Raw genomic sequence first — 20,906 nt, forward strand, 5'->3', positions numbered from 1 at the left:
CATATAAAGAGGGATGGAAGACAGATAAAGGTATGATTTACCTAATTTTGGGGCCGCCTACTAGAATACAGAGAACGGGACAGCGTGAAGTATGGCTATATGCTCAGAATGCCAACTTCTCGGAAATTATATTTACATTTTATCGCAAACAAAATCAATTTAGCGAGGACCACTATGAATTAGTGAGATACCCAGAATATGGGTCATACTGGTACCCGTTTGTAGAAGCATGGAGAACAGGAAGCGTTTTGGAGTAAAGCAAGATTCATTTCAGCAGAAATCAAGGTTTCATAAACCAGCACCTAAACAAAATCCAGACGATTTTGTTTTTGGAGTTCAGTCTGTTTTGGAGGTTTTAAACTCTGAAAAAGATGTAGAAAAAATATTAATTCAAAAGGGTTTTTCTCACGACGAGGTAGAAACGCTAGCAAGAGAAAAAAATATTGGTATTCAGAGAGTACCCGTAGAAAGATTAAATAAAGTTACTGGCAAAAACCATCAGGGCGTGATAGCCTATGTTTCTGCGGTAAACTATGCCGAATTAAGTAATGTGATTGCCACGGCTTTTGAGACGGGTAGAACGCCTATCTTTCTGCTATTAGATAGAATTACCGATGTAAGAAATTTTGGTGCCATAGCCCGAACTTCTGAGGCGTCTGCAGTAAATGCCATCATTATTCCTAATAAAGGTGCTGCTCAGATAAACTCCGACGCCATGAAGACGTCTTCTGGTGCACTTACGCACATTCCGGTATGTAGAGTTAACGACTTGACGGCTGCTGTTCAAGAATTACAGGACAGCGGATTTACGGTGATAGGCTGTACAGAAAAAACTAAGGATACTTATTTTAGACATGACCTTACAGGCCCCATAGCCATTGTGATGGGTTCTGAAGAAGATGGTATTTCGGATGAGTTAATTGAGAAGTGTGATATGTTAGGGAAAATTCCTATGCTAGGTAAAGTGGGCTCTTTAAATGTGTCTGTGGCTTGTGGTGTTTTACTTTATGAAGTAAATCGTCAGAGAATGAGCTCTCCGGAGTAAAACTCGAATAAATAATAAAAAGAAAGGGATGCTATTAATGAAATGGCATCCCTTTTTATATGGCTAGTGTCGGATTTTAACCTTTGGCAAAATCCTTAAATAAAGGTAAAATCAAATCCTTTTCAGATACATTTGGGTTTTCTGTTCCCCAGTCGATATTTAATTCAGGGTCGTTCCAGATGATACCCCCTTCGCTATCTTTATCATAAAGGTTTGTGCATTTGTACGAGAAGATAGCGGGCTCTATGGTATAAAAGCCATGAGCAAAACCAGCAGGTACGTAGAACATGTTGTTCAGTTTCGCGTCTAAAAGCACCGTTTCATACTGACCGTAAGTTGGAGAATCTGGTCTGATATCCACGGCTACGTCTAGTACTTTTCCACTAATTACTCTAACCAGTTTACCTTGGGCAAAAGGTTCTCTCTGGAAATGTAGTCCTCTTAATACCCCTGTATCTGAGTAAGACTGGTTGTCCTGAACAAATACTTCAGGGATGCCATTTTTTTTGAATAAATCGTATTGATAAGATTCAAAGAAATAACCTCTGGCGTCTTCAAAAATACGTGGCTGAATTTCTACTAAACCTTCTATGTCTGACCTTTTAAATTCCATTTAGATGCTTTATTGAAAAGATGCCGCAAAAATAGCCAATTACTCATAACTTTGAGGACTCAAAAACTCGAAGAATGACAAAAGAAGAACTTTTTAAGGAAATTAAAGAAAAGGAATCGTTCCTATGTGTGGGATTAGATACAGATATTAAGAAAATTCCAAGTCATTTGTTGAAGGAGGCAGACCCTGTTTTCGAGTTTAATAAGCAGATTATTGATGCCACTGAAAAGTTTGCGGTTTCTTATAAACCGAATATCGCTTTTTATGAGGCCATGGGCCCAAAAGGTTGGGAGAGTTTACAGAAGACATTAGCATATATTCCTAAAAACTGTTTTACCATAGCGGATGCCAAAAGGGGAGACATAGGAAATACTTCTTCTCTTTATGCTAGAGCTTTTTTTGACCAAACAGCTTCTGGAATGTCTTTCGACTCTATTACTGTAGCTCCTTACATGGGTGAAGATTCCGTGAAGCCTTTTCTAGATTTTGAAGGGAAGTGGGTCATTTTATTGGCTTTGACTTCAAATCCAGGAAGTAAAGACTTTCAACAACTTTCTGTTGGAGACGAGAAGCTTTATGAGCAAGTACTAAGAACAAGCTCTCAATGGGCTGACGCCGATAGACTGATGTATGTGGTAGGTGCTACCAAGGCCAGCCTACTAAAGGAGATAAGAGCTATCATCCCTAATCATTTCTTACTCGTTCCTGGTGTAGGAGCACAAGGCGGAAGCTTAGAAGAAGTAGCGAAAAACGGAATGAACAGCGAATGTGGCCTATTAGTAAATTCGTCAAGAGGCATTATTTATGCTTCAAATGGAGAAGACTTCGGAAAAACTGCAGCCCAAGAAGCCGAAAAACTACAAGTTCAAATGGCAGAAATGCTTGAACAATATCTTTAGATAATGGCCCTAAACTTGTTTTTCAGATACTAGAGAAATAGGCATTATATACCCTTTTTTTATTAAAAAATATCCGTCCGATAGTGCTTAGCTTGTCTTTGCCAGACGGGCATTCCTTTTTTCGAAAAAAGGAACCGAAAAAACATTTCCAAAATAAACTTGTACTATTGATTTTGTTGGTAGGTAAATCCCAAATAAATGTAATTGAGGTGGTCAAAAAATCAATAGTACTTCAATCCGTATTTTGGAGAAGTGGAATATTTATTATAAAATTATTTAATACAACCTTATAAAGCCATGTACTGTATGAGCACAGACAAAATCCTACTACCAAGGTTATTTTCAAATTGAAGAGGTCAATTTTTGAATGTGTGAGTTTGCATGGTGCTACTTTTTGCTTGATTTTTTGAAAAATGAATTCCCGCTAGGAATGGGCAACAAAGAAAAGGATTTGAGGAAGTTTATCACTTGATTCTACATGATGAAGTTTTTTGACGGAGTTAAGGAATCAAAGAATATACTATTCCTTTATAAGGAATTCATTATATTTATAAGGCTAATAATCAAGACTCCACCCAATGAAAGAAGACTTCCTTCACTATCTCTGGCAATATCAAAAATTCAAAAAGGTTAATTTGAAAACCGAGAATGATGAGCAGGTAACCGTGCTTAAAACGGGCTTTCATAATACAGATTCTGGCCCCGACTTTAAAGAGGCACGGGTGAAAATAGCAGAGGTAGAGTGGGCAGGAAGTGTAGAGATTCATATTAAATCTTCCGACTGGAATCTTCATAAACATCAACATGACCCTGCTTACGAAAATGTGATATTACATGTGGTGTGGGAGCATGATGTGGATATTCTAAATACTGCCGGAAAGCCAATTCCTACTTTAGTCTTAAAGGCAATCACAGAGATAGCACTGCTGCATCAATACCAAAGTTTGATAAACGGACAAGACGAAATTCCTTGTTTCAGCCAATTCAGGGAAGTGCCGGGTATTAAGAAATTTTCTATGGTAGAGAATGCTCTAATGCAGCGTATGCAAAGGAAAGGAGCGGAGGTCACGCAGCGATTTGAGCAACTTGGGAATGATTGGGAGGAGGTTTCGTATCAAATCTTACTTAGAAACTTTGGTTTTAAACTCAATAATGAGGCATTTCTAAGTTTGGCGGAAAAACTACCTTTTAAACTGCTAAGGAAATATGCCAACTCCATTTTTCAAACAGAGGCTTTGCTTTTTGGTATGGCAGGTTTTCTGGAAGGGGAGTTGGACGAATATGGGCATAAACTGAAAGCGGAGTTTGACTTCTTGGCCGTTAAGCATGGAATAGCAGATAAAACAATGGAACCTTCGTTATGGAGATTTATGCGGACTAGGCCTGCTAATTTTCCAACCGTGCGTCTAAGCCAAATTGCCGTTTTATTGACGCAGACTAAAAGTCTTTTTTCTTCTTTAATAGATAGCCCTGATTTCAAAACTTTGGTAAAATTCTTCGAAGCCAAGCCTTCTGAATATTGGCTAAAGCACTACCATTTTGGTAAAGAAAATAGACGTGACTTTAAGGGAATTGGCGTTTCGTCTATTCATAATTTAATTATCAATACTGCTGTCCCTGTTTTGGTAGCTTACGCCAAACAAATAGATAATCATGAATTGATAGAAAAAGCCTTAGCTTTTTTAGAAGAAATTCCCGCTGAGAAAAACAAAATCACCAAGTTTTGGAATAGCTTAGATTTAGAAACCAAAACCATGTTTGATAGCCAAGGGAGCATTGAACTTTATAATGAGTTCTGCATAAAAAAGAAATGTCTTTCCTGTGGCGTTGGGATTGGGATTTTAGGGTAGGGGTATTTTTTGAATAGCTTCTCAGAACTAAATTGCCAATTTTATTAAATTAAACTAAGATTATGAACGAACCATTAATTACGATAAAGACCTTTTATTACGATTCTGAAACGATGCTTTATGAGCCTCGTTTTAAGGATGCTGGGCTTTATTATTTCTTAAAAGACCAAAAAACGGTGTCTGCCGATCCAGTTGTTTCAAACGCCATAGGTGGTATTAAACTTCAGGTGCGGGAAAAGGACTTAGAAGCAGCGAAGGCTATTCTTAAGGAAATTGATGATAATAGAATTGAAAGTGATTTTGGTAAGGAAGTTCAAATCAAAGGGAAAGATTATGAGGGCACTCTAAAGGAATGTCCAAACTGCGGAAATGAAGATACTTATATAGAAAAATTAGGCTTTTGGGAATCTTTAAGCAACAGGTCTAAGCATTATTGTAAAGCTTGTGAATTTGAGTTTTAGTTGATTATCATAAAAGCTCCAATAACTTAGTTTAAGCGATACCCCTATAAAACCTAAAATCATCAAAAGGTATTCCTAAAAGAGCGAGGTAAAACCAATGAGTAATAGATGTTTTGCTTATTCAGAAACCTCTTTCTTTACGGCCTCCATAACCTCTTCCAAAGTCTTATCCAGCTGAAAGCCCATTTTCTTGCCTTCTTCCGTGATAAAATCAAAACCAGCCTCTAGTTCGTTTGGTACATCGCCTTCTAGTACGGCTTCACGTACCGCCACTTTGAGTACGCCTACTTCTTTTGATGGTGGTAAACCAAAAGCCGCCATAATAATTTCACCTGTGATAACAGGTTGGAAGTTTCTTAGTTTGTCTTTCTCCTCTAGCTCCATGAGCAACTCCTCTACTTTGTCGAAGTTCTTCAGGTAGCGTTTTACGCGGTTAGCGTCTTTAGAGGTGATATCTGCACGGCAGAGTTTCATGAGGTCTTCAAGGTCTTCGCCAGCTTCAAAAAGTATGCGACGTAAGGCCGAGTCTGTGACACCTTCTTTAGCCAATGCGATGGGTCTGAGATGTAGCTTTACCAAGTTTTTGACAGAACGCATTTTACCATCAAGCGGCAGTCGCATGCGTTTGAAGATTCCTTTGACCCAGCGGGCTCCCAAGTCTTCATGTCCATGAAAAGTCCAACCCACTTTTTTATTGAAACGCTTGGTCGGAGGTTTAGCTATATCATGCAAAATAGCCGCCCAACGTACCCACAGGCTGTTGGTATTAGGGCAGATATTATCCAATACCTGAAGGGTATGATAAAAGTTATCTTTATGTTTTTTGCCATCAATTACATCCACGCCTTGTAGGGCTTCCATTTCTGGGAAAATGATTTTAAGCAACCCCGTATTATAAAGCAGTTTAAAGCCGTAAGACGGCACAGGCGTCATGATAATCTTATTCAGCTCGTCTGTTATCCTTTCTTGAGAAACTATGCTGATACGGTCTTTCATGGAGGCGATGGCCTCAAAAGTCTCGGTATCAATATCAAAGTTTAATTGCGTAGCAAATCTAATCGCACGCATCATGCGAAGTGGGTCGTCGGAAAAAGTAATGCCTGGCTCTAATGGTGTTTTAAGTATTTTTCTTTCAATATCGCCCAAACCATCAAAAGGATCTATCAGCTTTCCAAAAGTCTTTTTGTTCAGCGAAATACCCATGGCATTGATGGTGAAATCTCTGCGGTTTTGGTCGTCTTCTAGGGTCCCATCTTCTACGCTTGGCTTTCTGGAGTCACTTCTGTAAGACTCTCTTCTAGCTCCCACAAACTCCAAATCAAAATCTCCAAAAGGGATTTGAGCCGTACCAAAATTTTTAAAAACGTTCAGATGTGTGTCTGGACCAAGGGCCTCCGCTACTTTGGTGGCAAGAGCTATGCCGCTGCCTATACAAACCACATCTATATCTTTGTTTGGTCGCTGCAAAATGAGGTCCCTCACGTAGCCACCGATGACATAGGTTTCTAAATCAAGCTCGTCGGCAGCTTTTCCAAGGGTGGTGAAAATGGGAAATTGTAAAAGATGTTCTTTGAAGTTCAATGTTTTCTTGATGTCTGTTGTTCGATGTCTGATGTTGGGAGAATTATCACGGATTTTGGCAAATTTACAGTTTTTTAGCTTTTTGCAGTATGCTATTGGCTTTTAGTCTTTGTTATTGGCTGTTGGCTTTAAGCTGTAAGGTGTTTGCACTTGTTTTAATTTCGGACTATTTTGGTCAAAATTGAACGATTCGCAACAAGTTCGGCTTTTGGAAATCGAAAATCTAAACCCTTACAATCTCCACAGGATTCAAATAAATCAACAACAGCTCCACATCGTCGTAACCCATTTGGTGGTATAATTCGCCGTAGTGCTTTATCTGGGTTGTATGCGTGTTATGCTTTTTACCCGTTTTATAATCTATAATGGTGACCTTGTTTTCTTGATACACCACGCGGTCTGGTCTGCTGATATCCGCATTTTTTACCAAAATATCTCTTTCGTTTTCGACTCTGATATCGCCAGAATAAAGATGTTTTAGCAAAGGATTTTCAAGGATCTTCTGAGCCTCCTTTTTTAGTTCTTCTTTTTCTATTTCCAGAATAAGACCATCAAATTGCATTTTTTGAATGGCTTGGTCCAGATCTGTGGCTGTTCCTATTTCAGAGAATAAAGTATGAATAAGGTTTCCTTGGTCGCGTTGGTTCAATTCATTGAAAACCTTATCTAGATTGGATTTGAGCTTTAATCTGCCGAGGTTTTCACGACTATTAATCGTATTTAAAACATAATTATCATCGGCTTCTATGGTATTTTTTGGCTCGCTATTGGGTTCGCCTTCTGCTAATACATGTTTAGATTCGGCAGATGGAGAAATGCTTAGACCTACAAAGTCCTCTAAATATTGATAGACAGTATTCGGGTTTCTTTTTGGTTTGGCCGCCAAAACATAAAGCCTGTCCACGGGTCTGGTAAACGCCACATATAATATGTTTAGAGCTTCCAGTTTTGTGAATTCTAGTTCTCGCAGATATTGCTCATTTATTAAAGTGGCCTCAAGCGTTTTTTTGTATTTCAGCGGGGCTGCATTTAATACACTGGTTCCGGTGTTGAGCTCGTCGTAAGGTAAACCCTCTAAATCTACCCAGAGACTAGAATAGTTATTAGGCGTGGTAGACCAATTGGCAAACGGCACTATCACTACAGGATACTCCAAACCCTTAGATTTATGGATGGTAGAAACCGTGATGGCTCCAGGTTTTGAAACGCTTACCGCGTAACTGTTTTTAGATTGTTCCCAAACCTGTAAAAACTCTGAAAGGCTGTTTCCCGAGGTTTTAATGTGATTTTGTACAATATCGAAGAAAGCGAAAATGTATGGCAACAAGGCTTTGTCTTCAAACATGCCCAGTTTGTTTACAAAGGACTCGGTCAACTGGTAAATTCCAAAAGCACCTAAAACTTCTTGCTCAAAGCTAATGCCTTGGTTTGCTAAGAAGGTCCAGCAGCTGTGCTCTTTATCTTTAAAATCTATATCCGTAGGGAATTTTAATCCTTTATATCTGTGAAAAATCAAAATAGCCTCAGAATGGTTGGTGATGCTTTTAGGGTCTTGGTAGACCTTAAGCATACTTATCAAAAGAGAAATGCCCATTTTGTTTTTCAACAATAAAGAATCAGCTGAAATGATTTCATAGCCTTCTGTCATTAAATGCTCCGCTATTACGGCTGCTTGCGGGCCTTTTTTTCTGCAAAGAATGGCCATGTCTTCGTAGGAATAGCCAGCGGCCAAGGCCTCTTTAATTCTGATTTCTATTTGAGCCAGCGTCCATGCGGTTTCGTCTATGGGCTCTTGATCTTTTTGGTCTTCTATCAGCGTTATCTCTATATGTCCGCCAGATTTGGTGCCGCCATGGGTCTCTTGCGTTTTATTTTCAAAAGCCAGTTTTATGATTTCTTCGGGGGAATTGTCGGCTAGTTTGGTGAAAAAATCATTATTGAACTCCACCACCTCTTTCTTACTTCTAAAGTTCTTTTGAAGGTTCTCTTTCTGTACCATGGCAGTGGTGTAGTCCACAGAAAATCTTTGGTTGTCAGATAATAATTCGTTTGCCTTTAGTGCGTCTGTATTTTTATTGAGCACATGAATCATGAGCTCCACTTTACCACCACGCCATCTGTAGATAGACTGTTTAGGGTCACCTACCAGCATATTGAAATGGTTTTTGGACAGGGCATTTTCTATGAGTGGTAGTAAATTGAAATACTGAACATCTGAGGTGTCTTGAAATTCGTCAATCAGAATGTGGTTATACTTCTCGCCTAGTCTTTCAAAAATGTAAGGAACGGGCTCGTCTGCCACTATTTTATTGATACGTCTATTGAAATCCGTGATATAGGCGAGTTCGTTTTCCATCAGTATTTTACCAAACTCTTCTTTTACTTCTCCTAGCAGTGCCAGATTGTCTAGATTGTTTCTTACTTCTTTCAGAAGAAGGTATTTTGGCTTTTCTTTATTTAAAAAGTGGATGAGTTGATTAAACCAAGTGCTTAATTCAGACGCTACCGCATCAATCGCCGCCTTCTTATCTGTCCCTAAACCCTTAGAATACCACTTGTCATTTTCTACGGCATCCTTCATTCTGTTTGTAGGTTCCCAAAGGTCGTTTAGTACTTTACTTTCTGCATCAGCTGCGTATATAAAAATTGAGGCAAATCCAGATTTTCCGTAAGCAAAGTCTTCAATACTTAAGCCTGCTTTCTCTAAAATATCAATACCATGCCTGCCTATCAGTACGAAAGTGTTTTGGGTTACTTTAAGGTATTTGTTAACCTGTTTTTTTACACTTAAGTAATCGGAATAATTGAGCTTATCGTTTTTTTGAATGATATTATAATATTGGTCGTCGAAAAGGTTACCGGCAAATTTGGCAAGATTGGGCAACAGCATTTGCCAGTTTTTCCCATCTTCTGCCTGCTCTTGGGCAAAGTTCTCTATCAAATCTGTGAGATGCTCTTCTCCGGCTAAACCTATCTTATCAAAAACTCTTTCAGCGGCCTTTAACAGTAAAGGGTCTTTGTCTAAAACCACTTCATAATTATAAGGCAAGCCCAAATCCAAAGAAAACGAGCTCACCAATTGATTCACAAAGCTGTCAATGGTTTTGACGTTGAAATCTGCATAGTCTTGGAGGATTTGCTCAAAGGCGGCTTTTGCTCTTTGTTGTATTTGCTGGGGATGCAGCTCTGGCAAATCTTCTTTCAAAGCGGCTAAAGTGACCTTGGTTTTAGAAGACATTTCTTCCTCAGATCCTGCCAGTTCTTTCAAGGTTTCAATAATCCTGCTTTTCATTTCTGAGGCAGCATCATTGGTGAAAGTAATGGCGAGTATTTGTTTGAAATAATTCGGACTTGAAGAAGATAGAACAAGTTGCAAATAAGTTTTGGTCAGCGTAAAAGTTTTACCTGAACCAGCAGAAGAACCGTAGATTTTATATAGCGACATAGTAGCATTAAATATCTCCATAAAACGGGCTTATAAAAAATCAAAAGCCGTTTTTATACAGAATAGGATAGGTGGTTTTTGAATATGATGTAACTTTGAAATCTAAATTAGGTTAAAGCGTTTTAGATTCATTAGAAATTATCAATTTGAAAAAGTTTATTTTATTTTTTGCAGCTGTTTTTGCAGCTCAAATATTGTCTGCTCAGCAGACTAACGTACTCCGAGGAACAGTGAAAGACTTATTGACGGAAGCCCCTTTGGGAAGAGCTGCGGTCAGCGTAGTGGGGTCTAAGTTTCAAACGACAACTAAGGAAGACGGCTCTTTTATTCTGGATAATGTCCCTGTGGGTCGTTTGGAATTGGAAATTTCTATGGTAGGTTACACCAAACAAGTGGTAAAAGAATTGGCCTTAACAGCCAATAAAGAAATAGTACTTTCCATTTTATTGGAAGAAGCTACCAGAGATTTGGAAGCGATTACCATTACGGCTGCTAGTCCAAACTTATCTGGAGCTAAAACCAGTTTGCAAAGTATAACGGTAGAGCAAGTGATGCGTTTCCCAGCCACGTTTTTTGACCCTGCTCGTCTGGCTCTAGCTTTTCCTGGCGTGGCAAATGCAAACGACCAAGCCAATGGTATGAGCATAAGAGGTAATAACCCAACGGGTTTGCAGTGGCGACTTGAAGGTATGGAAATAGTGAATCCAAACCACACCGCCAATGCAGGTACTTTTTCTGACCAAGCAACCTCAAATGCCGGAGGCGTCATTATGGTTTCTGCACAAATGATGGGTAATACCAATTTCTTAACAGGAGCTTTTCCTGCCGAATACGGAAATGCTCTTTCGGGAATTATGGATATGCGACTTCGCAAAGGAAATAATAAGGAATATGAACATACTGCACAGGTGGGTTTAATTGGCGTAGATTTAGCTTCCGAAGGACCTCTCAATAAGAAAACTGGAAGTAGTTATTTGGTTAATTATCGCTATTCTTTCACAGGGCTTTTGGCTCTAGGTGGCTTGTCTTTTGGAGGTGAAACCATCAAATTTCAAGATTTAGCGGTTAATCTTAGTTTTCCAAATAAGAAAATGGGCGACTTTACCATCTTTGGTATGGGTGGGATAAATTCTAACGATTTTGCTTTTGACGATGAAGATGGTAATGGACCAGAATTTGAAAAAGATCAGTATAACATCAATTATAAAGGTAAAATGGCTGCTGGAGGAGTTACACATTCCAAGCATTTTAAGGGTACTTATTTATGGAAGAACGCCTTGGTTTATTCTGGGCTTAAAAATGAAAGATTACAAGATGCAGGTGTGGATGCCATTATCAATGTAACGCCACTAGAGGATGTTATGCAGTCTAGCAAATTATCATTTTCTAGTATTTTAAGCCATAGAGTTAATGGTGCTAGCAGCTTAAAGGGTGGTGTTTATGCTACGTATTCTCAAGATTCCGTATTGTCGCGTCAGAATACATATGCAGGCGAATATACTTCATTGGTGATAGAGCCATTTGTACAGTGGAACACCAATATTGGTAGATCTGGAAACTTGGTTTTAGGTTTACATAATCTAAATTATATTCTTACCCAGACCACTACTTTAGAACCTAGAGCGGCTTTTGGCTACAAAATAAATGCTAAAAATGATATAAATCTCGCATACGGTTTTCATTCTCAACTCAATTCACCTTGGCTAAACGACCAAGTGGCAGATATCAAACCTATTTTGGCTCATCACGTTGTGTTAAGTGAAGAAACACAGCTTAATAGTTCGTCCTCTATAAAAACAGAAGTTTATTATCAAGCCCTGTCCAATGCCTTGAGCCCAAGATTGGGAAGTAGAAATAACTTTTTATCAGGCTTGAATTTGAGTGATTTTATTATTCCATTCGATTTGAATCAAAACGGCAAGGGAAGGAATTATGGTTTAGAAGTGGGTTACCAAAAGTATCTGGATAAGGGTCTTTTTGCTTTGATAAACGGTACGCTTTATAAGTCGGAGTTTGAAGCAGCTGATGGTCAATATTACGAGACCAGATTTAGTGGAAATCATATTGTCAATCTGACAGTAGGAAAGGAATGGGATTTGAAAAAGGATCGTATTCTGGGAGCTAACATAAGAGTAGTATGGATGGGTGGTTTCAGAAATTATGAGATAGATTTAGCGGCTTCTGCAGCTCAAGGAAAGACGGTGTTTGATTATACCCAAAACCTAACAGAACGCCTTCCAGATTATTTTAGACCAGACATTAGAGTATATCTTAAAAAGTCGAAGAAGAAATATAATACCATGCTCTCTTTGGATATTCAGAACGTGGCTAATTATGAAAATGTGGCTTTTGATTATTATGATGTTTTCCAAAGGAAAGTGGTTCGGAAAAATCAATTAGGTATGATTCCTATGCTAAATTATAGGTGGGAGTTTTAGGTAAAATGAGTCTTGGTTAGGAAGGTGAGATTCGCTTAATTTTGTGACAAATAAATGACAACTTCAATTTGATAGCAACGGATTTTATCCATTGCTATCAAAATTATGCCTCTCTGGGGCAGCAATTCGGAATTGATTATATTTACTCCTATTAATTTATAATCGATATGGCATACGACGAATACCTGGCAGACAGAATCAGACAAAGTTTAAAGGAGAAGAAAATCCATTTTGAAGAAATGAAAATGATGGGTGGACTATGCTTTAAAATGGATGATAAAATGCTCTGTGGTATTCATATCGACAAGAAATTTGGCGATAGTCTTTTGATGGCCAGAATAGGGGAGGAGGCGTATGAAACCGAGATTAAAAAGGAAAATGTCTTACCTATGGATTTCACTGGCAGGCCAATGAAGGGTTATGTTTTTGTGACACCCTTAGGTATGGATTCCGAAGAAGATTTATCTTATTGGGTAGATAAGATGATTGCTTTTAATCCGCTTGCTAAAGCAACAAAAAAGAAGAAACCTAAGGTTTAAAATTTGTCATGATTTTGGCTTTTGCAGGCCAAAATCTCGCCAAATTATTGTTATCTCAAATTTTCCTTATACTATTCATTTTATACCCCATAAGGGTATCTTCATCGGCACATATTTTTGTTAAATCTAATGGGTGTTATTCACCAAAGGAATTACCTCTTTTCCTATCAATTCAATGGCAGACATGAGCTGTTCGTGATTCATGCCAGCATCCATCTGGAAAGTAAATCTGCTGATACCACCAAGAGCTTCGCTATGTCGTAATATTTTTTCGGCTACTTCTTCAGGGTTTCCTACTACCATGGAACCAAAATGGCTGTTTTGGGCATCAAATCGCTCTTTGGTTACCGGCGGCCAGCCACGCTCTTTCCCTATTTCTGTAAACATTTTGGCGTAACCTGGGTAATAAGTTTCAATAGCGATATCAGCTGTTTTACCGACATAACCCAAGGAATGAATCCCCACTTTCAAGGTTTCAGGAGAGTGACCTGCTTCTGCACCTGCTTTTCTGTAAGCGTTTATCAAAGGACGAAAACGGTGTGTTTCTCCACCAATAATAGCCACCATAAGTGGTAAACCTAAATGCCCTGCACGTTTAAAAGATGCAGGCGTGCCACCCACACCCAACCAGATAGGCAATTTCTCTTGCATCGGTCTTGGATAAACAGATTGTTTGTGCAGCTGAGCTCTAAACTGTCCCTTCCATGTCACGGTTTCATTATCACGAATTTGTAGGAGCAATTCCAGCTTCTCAGCAAAAAGATCGTCGTAATCGTCAAGTCGAAAACCGAAAAGTGGAAATGATTCTATAAACGAACCACGACCTACCACCATCTCTGCTCTGCCTTGTGATATTAAATCTAGTGTCGCGTAGTTTTGAAACTCTCTTACCGGGTCAGATGAACTCAAAACAGTTACAGCGGAGGTTAAAATGATGTTTTCTGTTCTAGCAGCAGCTGCCGCCAATATCATGCTCGGGGCAGAATCTAGAAAGTCTTTTCGGTAATGCTGGCCAATACCAAAAATATTTAATCCCATTTGGTCTGCAAAGACCATTCTGTCAATGAGTTCACCCATTGCCTGAGCTGATGAAACACTTTTATCTGCTGGTGCTGCCGCAAAACTGTCTATTCCTATTTCCATGGTTGGTAAACAGTTTTTGGTTTTGAAATGTTCGTATTGATTATTTTATATGTTTTTTGTTCTGTATGTTATTTCTCTGTCTTAGCTCCGTAGGAGCGATACGTCGGTAGCGAGGGGTGAAACCCCTCGTAAAAGGTCAATTTGCTTTTTTTTTGGCGTGATTTTGGCCTTTAATGCCAAAATCGTGACAAACGTTTCTTAGATGATAATGACGGATTAGATGTTGATTTAGTAAATAGTTTAGTTTTATTATTTCCTAAATCTTGCTCTTCGCTGTCTTGCCAGACGGACCCTCATTTTGGTTTCGGCCAAAACGAGGCAAAAACCATTTTCCAAAATAAACTTGAACACTCGAGATTTAAGTTTAGTCAATGTATTTAGCTGAGTATGTTGAAATTTCGACCATTCTTCACACAGTATTTTGGAGATAAGGATTTAATTAATTTGAAGTCATATATGCCCCAGCGGGGTATCATATTAATAGAGACGGATGTAACCCGTCTTGAATTTAGATACCACAGCAACGCATTTGGCGGAATATTGGCGACTAAAAGCCAAAATTGTAACAAATAACTTTTTTGCGGATAAGAAATTATCTCTTCTACGAACTACACGAAAGCATAGAACAGCCTACCTTGTTTCTTGCCCATTCTGGTCTTTTGGCGAACCATTTTTCGTTTTCTGGTTGGTTGTCGTATGGTTTTTTGAGGAGTTCGTGTAGTTCACTTATTAAACTGTAATCGCCATTGTCTGCAGCGTCTATGGCTAGCTGCGACATGTAATTACGCAATACATATTTAGGATTAACAGTATTCATTTTTGTTTTCCTGGCTTCGTCGCTTGTGTCCTCTTTTTGAAGTCTGTTTTGATATAATTTTAGCCAGTTTAGCCATCCTTTTAAAGTTTCGTCCTTCAGCTCTTCGGGCGAATAAAAGGCGTCTTTTATAAAGTCTAAGGCTGTGCTATTGTCTGCAAGATTTTCATCCTTTTTGAAATTGGCCAAGTTTCTGTAGAAAATGGTCATATCTGTTTCTGTGAGATGAAGCGTTTTTTCTAAATCTTGAAATAATAGCTCGTCGGTGTCCTCTTCTGAATTGAATCCCAGCTTGTCTCGCATCATTTTTTGATACGCTATAGTAAATGAATCCTGATATCCGTTAAGGATATTTTCTAAGGCAGGCACATCATCAATAATCAGATTTAGGGCACTTCCTAGTTGAGCTAAATTCCATAAAGCTACGTTTGGCTGTTGTCCAAACCTATATCTTCTGTGCTGGCTGTCGGTGGTGTTTGGTGTCCAGTTTCTGTCATATCCTTCTAGCCATCCATAAGGCCCAAAATCTATGGTAAGTCCCAAGATAGACATGTTATCCGTATTCATTACGCCATGCACAAAACCCACTCGCTGCCAGTGCATCACCATTTTAAGCGTGTCTTTCGCTACTTTTTCAAAGAATTGAATGTAGCCTTCTTTGGTGTTTTCTTTAATGTTTGGAAAGAAATGGCGAATGGTATAATTCATCAAAAGACGAAGATTTGTACGGTCTTGTCTGGCGGCTAATAGTTGAAAATTACCAAAACGAATAAAACTAGGAGCGGTTCTACATACTACGGCTCCTTTTTCATAAGCGGGGTTTCCGTTATACTGCACATCTCTTAAGACTTCATCGCCGGTTATGGCCAAAGAAAGCGAACGTGTAGTGGGTACGCCCAAATGAAACATGGCTTCGCTGCATAAATGCTCTCTAACAGACGACCTTAAGACGGCTAAACCGTCCGCAGTTCTGGAATAGGGGGTAAGGCCAGAGCCTTTTAGCTGTAATGCCCAACGCTTATTGTTTTGTACAACTTCAAAAAGATTGATAGCTCGGCCATCGCCTAATTGTCCCGCCCAATGTCCAAATTGATGCCCGCCGTAGCACATGGCGTAGGGTTTGGTATTGTCATAAACCTTTGCTCCTGAGACTAATTCAATAAATTCAGTTGACTCAGCATCTGATTTAGAAATACCCAATTCATTGGCCATTTCGGCGGAATAATGTAGAAGTTTTGGTTCACTTGGAATCCTAGGTTTCACAAAGGAAAAGCAAGCCTCTGAAACTTGACGAGGAAATACTTCTAATTCGGTATCCGCTGGAAGTTCATTTATGAAAGTATTATCAATGTTTAGCTTCATTTGTCTTTTCTATCAATTCTATGGTAGAACAAATGAAGGCCGAAAAAAGTTGATTAAATTATGACGCATGCTTAAATCCCAATTTAGGCTCGTAATTGATTTCCTAATTCATAATTGTGTTAAAAAAGACAGAGTCCTCTTTCAATAGATTCTATTTTAATCGTTTAGCTTACTCTTGTATCCTTGCTACAAAAATATCAGTATCACCAGCTGATGTTTTGGGTTTTACTCCAAAATTGGCAGTTCCTTGAAATCTACCTGTAGCATAAATATTCTTATTGGCATCCACTGCAATGCCGTATCCAATATCAGAAATGGTTCCACCAGCGGTCGTTACCCATTGAAAATCCCCAGAATTATTGTATTTCGTTACGAAGATATCAGAACTTCCTGCCGTTGTTTTTGAAGTTCCGCCGAATATAGCAGTATTGCTAAAATATCCTGTAATATACAGATCTCCACTAGCATTAACAGTAATACCGTTGCCAATATCAGCATCAGATCCACCCCCAGTTTGAACCCATTGCAAAGCACCAGTACTAGTATTGTATTTAGCCACAAAGTAATCATAACTACCAGCAGATATTTTTGGAGTTCCACTAAAGTTGGCAGATCCCAAAAAATAACCTGTTATAAAAACATTTCCACTAGCATCAAGGGAAATGCCGTTGCCTTCATCCCAGGTTGACCCACCTGCAGATTCCGCCCATAACCAAGTACCAAGATCTGGATTAAATTTAGCCACAAAAATATCGGTTCCTCCTGCCGAGGTTTTCATGATTCCGTCAAAGTAAATAGTTCCACTATAACTACCCGTTATAATCACCTTCCCATAGGCATCCACCGCGATTCCATTGCTGTAATCTAAACCTGATGTTCCTATGGTTTTCACCAATAGAAAAGCCCCAGAATTACTGTATTTAGCTATAAATATGTCAGAAGCTCCTGTAGACGTTCTTGGTGTTCCACTAAAGGATGCAGCACCACTATATTCACCAGTAATATACACATCTCCACTGGGATCAATTGCTATTCCTTTAGCAAGATCACGAACAGTTCCTCCTGCTGTCTGTACCCACTGAAAAGCTCCAGAATTATTGTATTTAGCCACAAAAATATCAAAATCTCCTGCCGAAGATTTGGCAGTTCCACCAAAAGTTGCACTTCCATTAACCCCCCCTGTTATAAACACGTTTCCACTAGCATCCAAAGCGATATCAGTCCCAGCATTATAACCAAGTCCATAAGCTGTCTCCACCCATTGTAAAACGCCAGAGCTATTGTATTTAGCCACATAAACATCTGAAGACCCAACTGAAGTTTTCGAAATTCCTCCAAAGTTGACGGTAACGCTAAAACTTCCTGTTATAAAAATATTACCGCTGGCATCAACGGCAACGGCAGATCCTTCGTCTGAGGAAGTACCTCCTGCAGTAATTATGGCTGCTATATTTGGGGTGACATCGGTACTAGATTGGGTACAAACCCATTTAACACTATTGTACACCCTTAGGCAAGAAAAGGTAAGGTCATAAGCGATATCGCCCTCTTGTGGGCTAGGAAGAGCATTTATGGCATCGTAAGAAAGCCGAGGATAGGTACCCGACATGGTTGGGGTAATACCTGATGGGGTAATGGTTACATTTTGGGCTTTGGTTAGAAAACTGGCAAATAATATTGTAGCTAAAAGTAAAGATGTATTTTTTTTCATAGCAAGTTTGTGTTTTTTGCAAATAATAATTTATACCATGGAATACATAAATATACGATTGTATTTTATTTAAAGGATAGGTATAATTAGGGTCTGCTAATTAAGTAGCAACCGTCAAGAGTTGAAAATTTAGTGAGAATTTCATCTGTTTTTTTTCTGTCAATTCTTAGGTAGAAAAATTATGCCGAGAAAAAGTTGATTGACATTAGTAATGATGGTTAAATCCCAAAACTTTTAAAAGCTTCGTAAACAAAATAGGCTGGCCATACCACAGCTTTTAAAACGCCCACCACACCCATCGTGAAACTTGTAGCGGTAGTTAGGAAATAGATTACAGCACCAATGCAGCCAAGGCCATAAATAGAATTTGATTGTGCTCCTCTTTGTACTTCTTTTTTCATGATTTTGATATATTAAATTTTAGCGACTAATATTCGGTATTCATACGCATGAATGCCAAAATCAATATACTCAGGTTATCCTTAAGAAGTCTATAAATAGCATATTAATCAAACGGCTCTTTAATAGAAGGGCTTGGCTTTGAAAACCATTTTGGACCATCATCGCTCATGAAAACACAATCTTCTAAACGCACCCCAAATTCCCCTAAAATAGCAATGGTGGGTTCTATGCTAAAACACATGCCTGCTTCTATGATGGTCTCATTTCCTTTGACGGCATTACCCCATTCGTGCCCATCCATGCCTATGCCGTGACCCGTTCTGTGTGGTAAGCCGGGTAATTGATATGCTGGACCAAAGCCTGCGTCTGTAATCACTTTTCTGGCGGCGGCGTCTACCTCATGGAGTTTCTTGCCTATTTGAGCGGCAGCAAAACCTGCGGCCTGAGCTTTTTTCTCTAAGTCCCAAATCTCTTGCTGACGAGCCGTAGGGGAGGCTCCAAAAACTATGGTACGGCTTATGTCCGAATTATAACCTTCTACGGTGCAGCCACAGTCTACCAAAACTACATCTCCCTTTTTCAGTATTTGAGGTCTACCAGAACCATGTGGAAAAGCAGATGCTTCGCCAAAGTTACAAGAAGCAAATTCATGACTTGCCCCCATTTTGGTATGTGCAGCGGCTACGACTTCTGAGAATGTGGCTGGCGTACATCCTTCTTTTAAGCTTTTAAATCCTATTTTGATGGCTGCTATAGTAATTTCGGTAGCTTTTTGCATCAGCAGTATTTCCGAAACCGATTTTATCATTCGGCATGGAATGGTAATAGCATCTCCACTTACAAATTCCAAATGTGGAGCGGCTTCTTTGACACCATTAAAAATGAAGAATCTTACGCTTTCTTCTATGCCTATTTTTCCTTTTGAAATTCCTGATTTCTCAATAGCTTCGGCTATTTTTTGGTACGGACTTTCGTCCTCTTGCCATGCATATACTTTGGTGCTTTCTGAAAGCTTTTCGCGAAGCCTATTTTCTTCAAAACCAGGGCATATAAATGATAATGCACCTTTGGCTGGAATTAAAGCTACCATCGGTCTTTCGCTAGGCCACCAATAAATGCCTGTGAAGTATTTGAGCGAAGTGCCAGCATCTAATAATAAAGCAGAAATGCCTTGCTCTTGCATGAGCTTTTGAGCCTTTGTTATTCTGGTCGCCCTTTCTTCATCCGTGATAGGCTGGATATCATCAACTAAAGATTTTAGTCCATCCACGGAGCTTGCACCAGTTTCGCAGGAGCTTAAAAATACGGCTCCAGCACCTAGAGCAGATGCGTTCAGGAAATTTCTTCTTTTCATGGTTTTTAAATACTGTCGTCCTAATAAATTTAAAAGTGGTTAAAAATAGGTCAATGACAGCATGAATAGCTAATTTTCTTAAAGCTCAAAAATGTCCCCTACCTTATTCTCGGTTCACTTTCCAGTGGGGAGGCTTGCCGCCCGCATTCATTTTTGCGGATCGCCGCACCGTTCGAAAAAAAAACGAACGGCAGCGGCCGACCGTCAAAAAAAACTGCAGCCTGTAAACTCACACATTCAAAATTTTGATAAAAAATGAGATATGAAATTATATCATTACCAGAGAATTTTGCTTGTGTTCAAACAGTACAGGCCGATATATTGAATTTATTTTGTTTCTTTTTTTTGCGGTCGCCAATAGTGCCTAAATAAAACTATATGCCCAGTAAATCAAAAGAAATTGGACTGGAAGTCTTATTAAAGTCGGTACAACAAGTTTTCCTTTTTCTCGTGCTTTTTGAAAATGATAAAAGTTGGCAGGAAAAACAGCCAAGAGCAAGGCTATGATTCCCACAGCTGCATAAGAGCGTGTAGCTTCAAACAAAAGAGCTATTCCCAAGAAGATTTCAATGAAACCTACCAGAAGGTTTACTTTTTCGGGCTGAGGTACCCACTTTGGGGTGATTTTCAAGAAAAACTTGGGGTTTCTGAAATGACTAACACCTGCAAAAATATAAATACCTGCCATGAGGTATAAAGAGATGGACTTTAGGTCTACCATATGGAAATTACCACTTTTTTTGGTTCATGTCTCTTATGGCCATCAAGATATCTCTACGGCTAATTTGACCAGCCAGTTTGCCCTCATTATCCATCACTAAAAGTCGTTTATATGGCGTGGTAAGAAAGGTATTTGCCACATCCACAATATCGTTTTCTATAGAGATGTCTTTCATCACGTTTGACATATACTCAGACACCGTGTCTTTTTCTACCGGATGGTTATAATAGGCACTTCCCAGCAAAATACTTAAGCAGTCTTTATCATCAATCAGACCCACCACATCGCCTTGTTCGTTTACCACAGGAGCTCCTGTAATACGTTTATCCAATAAGGTTTTAAGTACTTCCAAAACGGGCGTATTTTCTTTAATGGTAATAAGCCTGCTGATGGGCGTCATATATTCCGTAACCGAAGGTATTTTTGGTGTTTCTACGCTAGGGCTATCGTTATGTGCTCTATTTTGGAAGTTTTTCATGCTTAACGGTATTTAATTATTTCAAAAGATTTGGGCAACTAAATATACAA

General features: G+C 39.0%; 17 protein-coding genes. 7 read left to right on the plus strand and 10 right to left on the minus strand.

The features are described from left to right. Both ACTBZY_RS16010 and rlmB read left to right on the plus strand, forming a co-directional pair. Positions 1–257 (plus strand): GWxTD domain-containing protein (locus ACTBZY_RS16010; protein WP_463047355.1); only part of this gene is annotated, 257 nt, incomplete at its 5' end. Next, complete coding sequence (gene rlmB, locus ACTBZY_RS16015) at positions 230–1,045, plus strand: 23S rRNA (guanosine(2251)-2'-O)-methyltransferase RlmB (protein ID WP_463047356.1); 816 nt, start codon at positions 230–232, stop codon at positions 1,043–1,045. The genes ACTBZY_RS16010 and rlmB, both read left to right, overlap by 28 nt. 76 nt (positions 1,046–1,121) lie before the next feature. On the opposite strand, the gene rfbC is transcribed toward rlmB, so the two are convergent. After that, on the minus strand, positions 1,122–1,658 hold the full coding sequence (gene rfbC / locus ACTBZY_RS16020; RefSeq protein ID WP_463047357.1) for a dTDP-4-dehydrorhamnose 3,5-epimerase: 537 nt from the start codon (positions 1,656–1,658) through the stop codon (positions 1,122–1,124). Between the two features lie 74 nt (positions 1,659–1,732). Between rfbC and pyrF the strand changes: the two genes are divergently transcribed. The 3 genes from pyrF (at position 1,733) to ACTBZY_RS16035 (ending at position 4,868) form a co-directional block, all read left to right on the plus strand. Beyond that, positions 1,733–2,557 (plus strand): orotidine-5'-phosphate decarboxylase, encoded by an 825-nt coding sequence (gene pyrF / locus ACTBZY_RS16025; protein WP_463047358.1) that lies wholly within the window; start codon positions 1,733–1,735, stop codon positions 2,555–2,557. A gap of 578 nt (positions 2,558–3,135) precedes the next feature. Continuing rightward, entirely contained in the window at positions 3,136–4,407 is a 1,272-nt protein-coding gene (locus ACTBZY_RS16030) for a DUF2851 family protein (protein ID WP_463047359.1), read from the plus strand. Positions 4,408–4,469: 62 nt separating this feature from the next. Next, positions 4,470–4,868 carry a putative signal transducing protein gene (locus ACTBZY_RS16035; protein WP_463047360.1) on the plus strand — a complete coding sequence of 133 codons (399 nt, stop codon included), beginning with the start codon at positions 4,470–4,472 and terminating at the stop codon, positions 4,866–4,868. A gap of 117 nt (positions 4,869–4,985) precedes the next feature. Here the strand turns inward: ACTBZY_RS16035 and ACTBZY_RS16040 are convergent, their stop codons facing one another. Next, the gene (locus ACTBZY_RS16040; RefSeq protein WP_463047361.1) at positions 4,986–6,449 is read right to left on the minus strand and encodes a CCA tRNA nucleotidyltransferase; all 1,464 of its coding nucleotides are present in this window, start codon (positions 6,447–6,449) and stop codon (positions 4,986–4,988) included. A 223-nt stretch (positions 6,450–6,672) separates the two neighbouring features. Continuing rightward, a complete protein-coding gene (locus ACTBZY_RS16045) occupies positions 6,673–9,915 on the minus strand; it encodes a UvrD-helicase domain-containing protein (protein ID WP_463047362.1) in 3,243 nt (1,080 codons plus the stop codon). 125 nt (positions 9,916–10,040) lie between these two features. On the opposite strand from ACTBZY_RS16045, the gene ACTBZY_RS16050 reads away from it, so the two are divergent. Together ACTBZY_RS16050 and ACTBZY_RS16055 are read left to right on the plus strand one after the other, a co-directional pair. Next, positions 10,041–12,332, plus strand: coding sequence for a TonB-dependent receptor (locus tag ACTBZY_RS16050; protein WP_463047363.1), 2,292 nt, complete (start codon positions 10,041–10,043; stop codon positions 12,330–12,332). Between the two features lie 167 nt (positions 12,333–12,499). Next, positions 12,500–12,871: a TfoX/Sxy family protein gene (locus ACTBZY_RS16055; RefSeq protein WP_463047364.1), complete on the plus strand. Its 372-nt coding sequence runs from the start codon at positions 12,500–12,502 to the stop codon at positions 12,869–12,871. Positions 12,872–12,997: 126 nt separating this feature from the next. Here the strand turns inward: ACTBZY_RS16055 and ACTBZY_RS16060 are convergent, their stop codons facing one another. From ACTBZY_RS16060 to ACTBZY_RS16090, 7 genes are all read right to left on the minus strand, one after another. Then, on the minus strand, positions 12,998–14,014 hold the full coding sequence (locus ACTBZY_RS16060) for an LLM class flavin-dependent oxidoreductase (protein ID WP_463047365.1): 1,017 nt from the start codon (positions 14,012–14,014) through the stop codon (positions 12,998–13,000). A 601-nt stretch (positions 14,015–14,615) separates the two neighbouring features. Then, entirely contained in the window at positions 14,616–16,190 is a 1,575-nt protein-coding gene (locus ACTBZY_RS16065; RefSeq protein ID WP_463047366.1) for a protein adenylyltransferase SelO, read from the minus strand. 169 nt (positions 16,191–16,359) lie between these two features. Further along, a complete protein-coding gene (locus tag ACTBZY_RS16070) occupies positions 16,360–17,901 on the minus strand; it encodes an NHL repeat-containing protein (protein WP_463047367.1) in 1,542 nt (513 codons plus the stop codon). A gap of 218 nt (positions 17,902–18,119) precedes the next feature. Beyond that, the gene (locus ACTBZY_RS16075; RefSeq protein ID WP_463047368.1) at positions 18,120–18,302 is read right to left on the minus strand and encodes a hypothetical protein; all 183 of its coding nucleotides are present in this window, start codon (positions 18,300–18,302) and stop codon (positions 18,120–18,122) included. 104 nt (positions 18,303–18,406) lie between these two features. Next, positions 18,407–19,657: a M24 family metallopeptidase gene (locus ACTBZY_RS16080; RefSeq protein WP_463047369.1), complete on the minus strand. Its 1,251-nt coding sequence runs from the start codon at positions 19,655–19,657 to the stop codon at positions 18,407–18,409. A gap of 364 nt (positions 19,658–20,021) precedes the next feature. Then, positions 20,022–20,378 carry a DoxX family protein gene (locus tag ACTBZY_RS16085; RefSeq protein WP_463047370.1) on the minus strand — a complete coding sequence of 119 codons (357 nt, stop codon included), beginning with the start codon at positions 20,376–20,378 and terminating at the stop codon, positions 20,022–20,024. Between the two features lie 7 nt (positions 20,379–20,385). After that, positions 20,386–20,856: a CBS domain-containing protein gene (locus ACTBZY_RS16090; RefSeq protein WP_463047372.1), complete on the minus strand. Its 471-nt coding sequence runs from the start codon at positions 20,854–20,856 to the stop codon at positions 20,386–20,388. Between the last annotated feature and the right edge of the window lie 50 nt (positions 20,857–20,906).

It is taken from the genome of Arcticibacterium sp., from assembly GCF_055134445.1.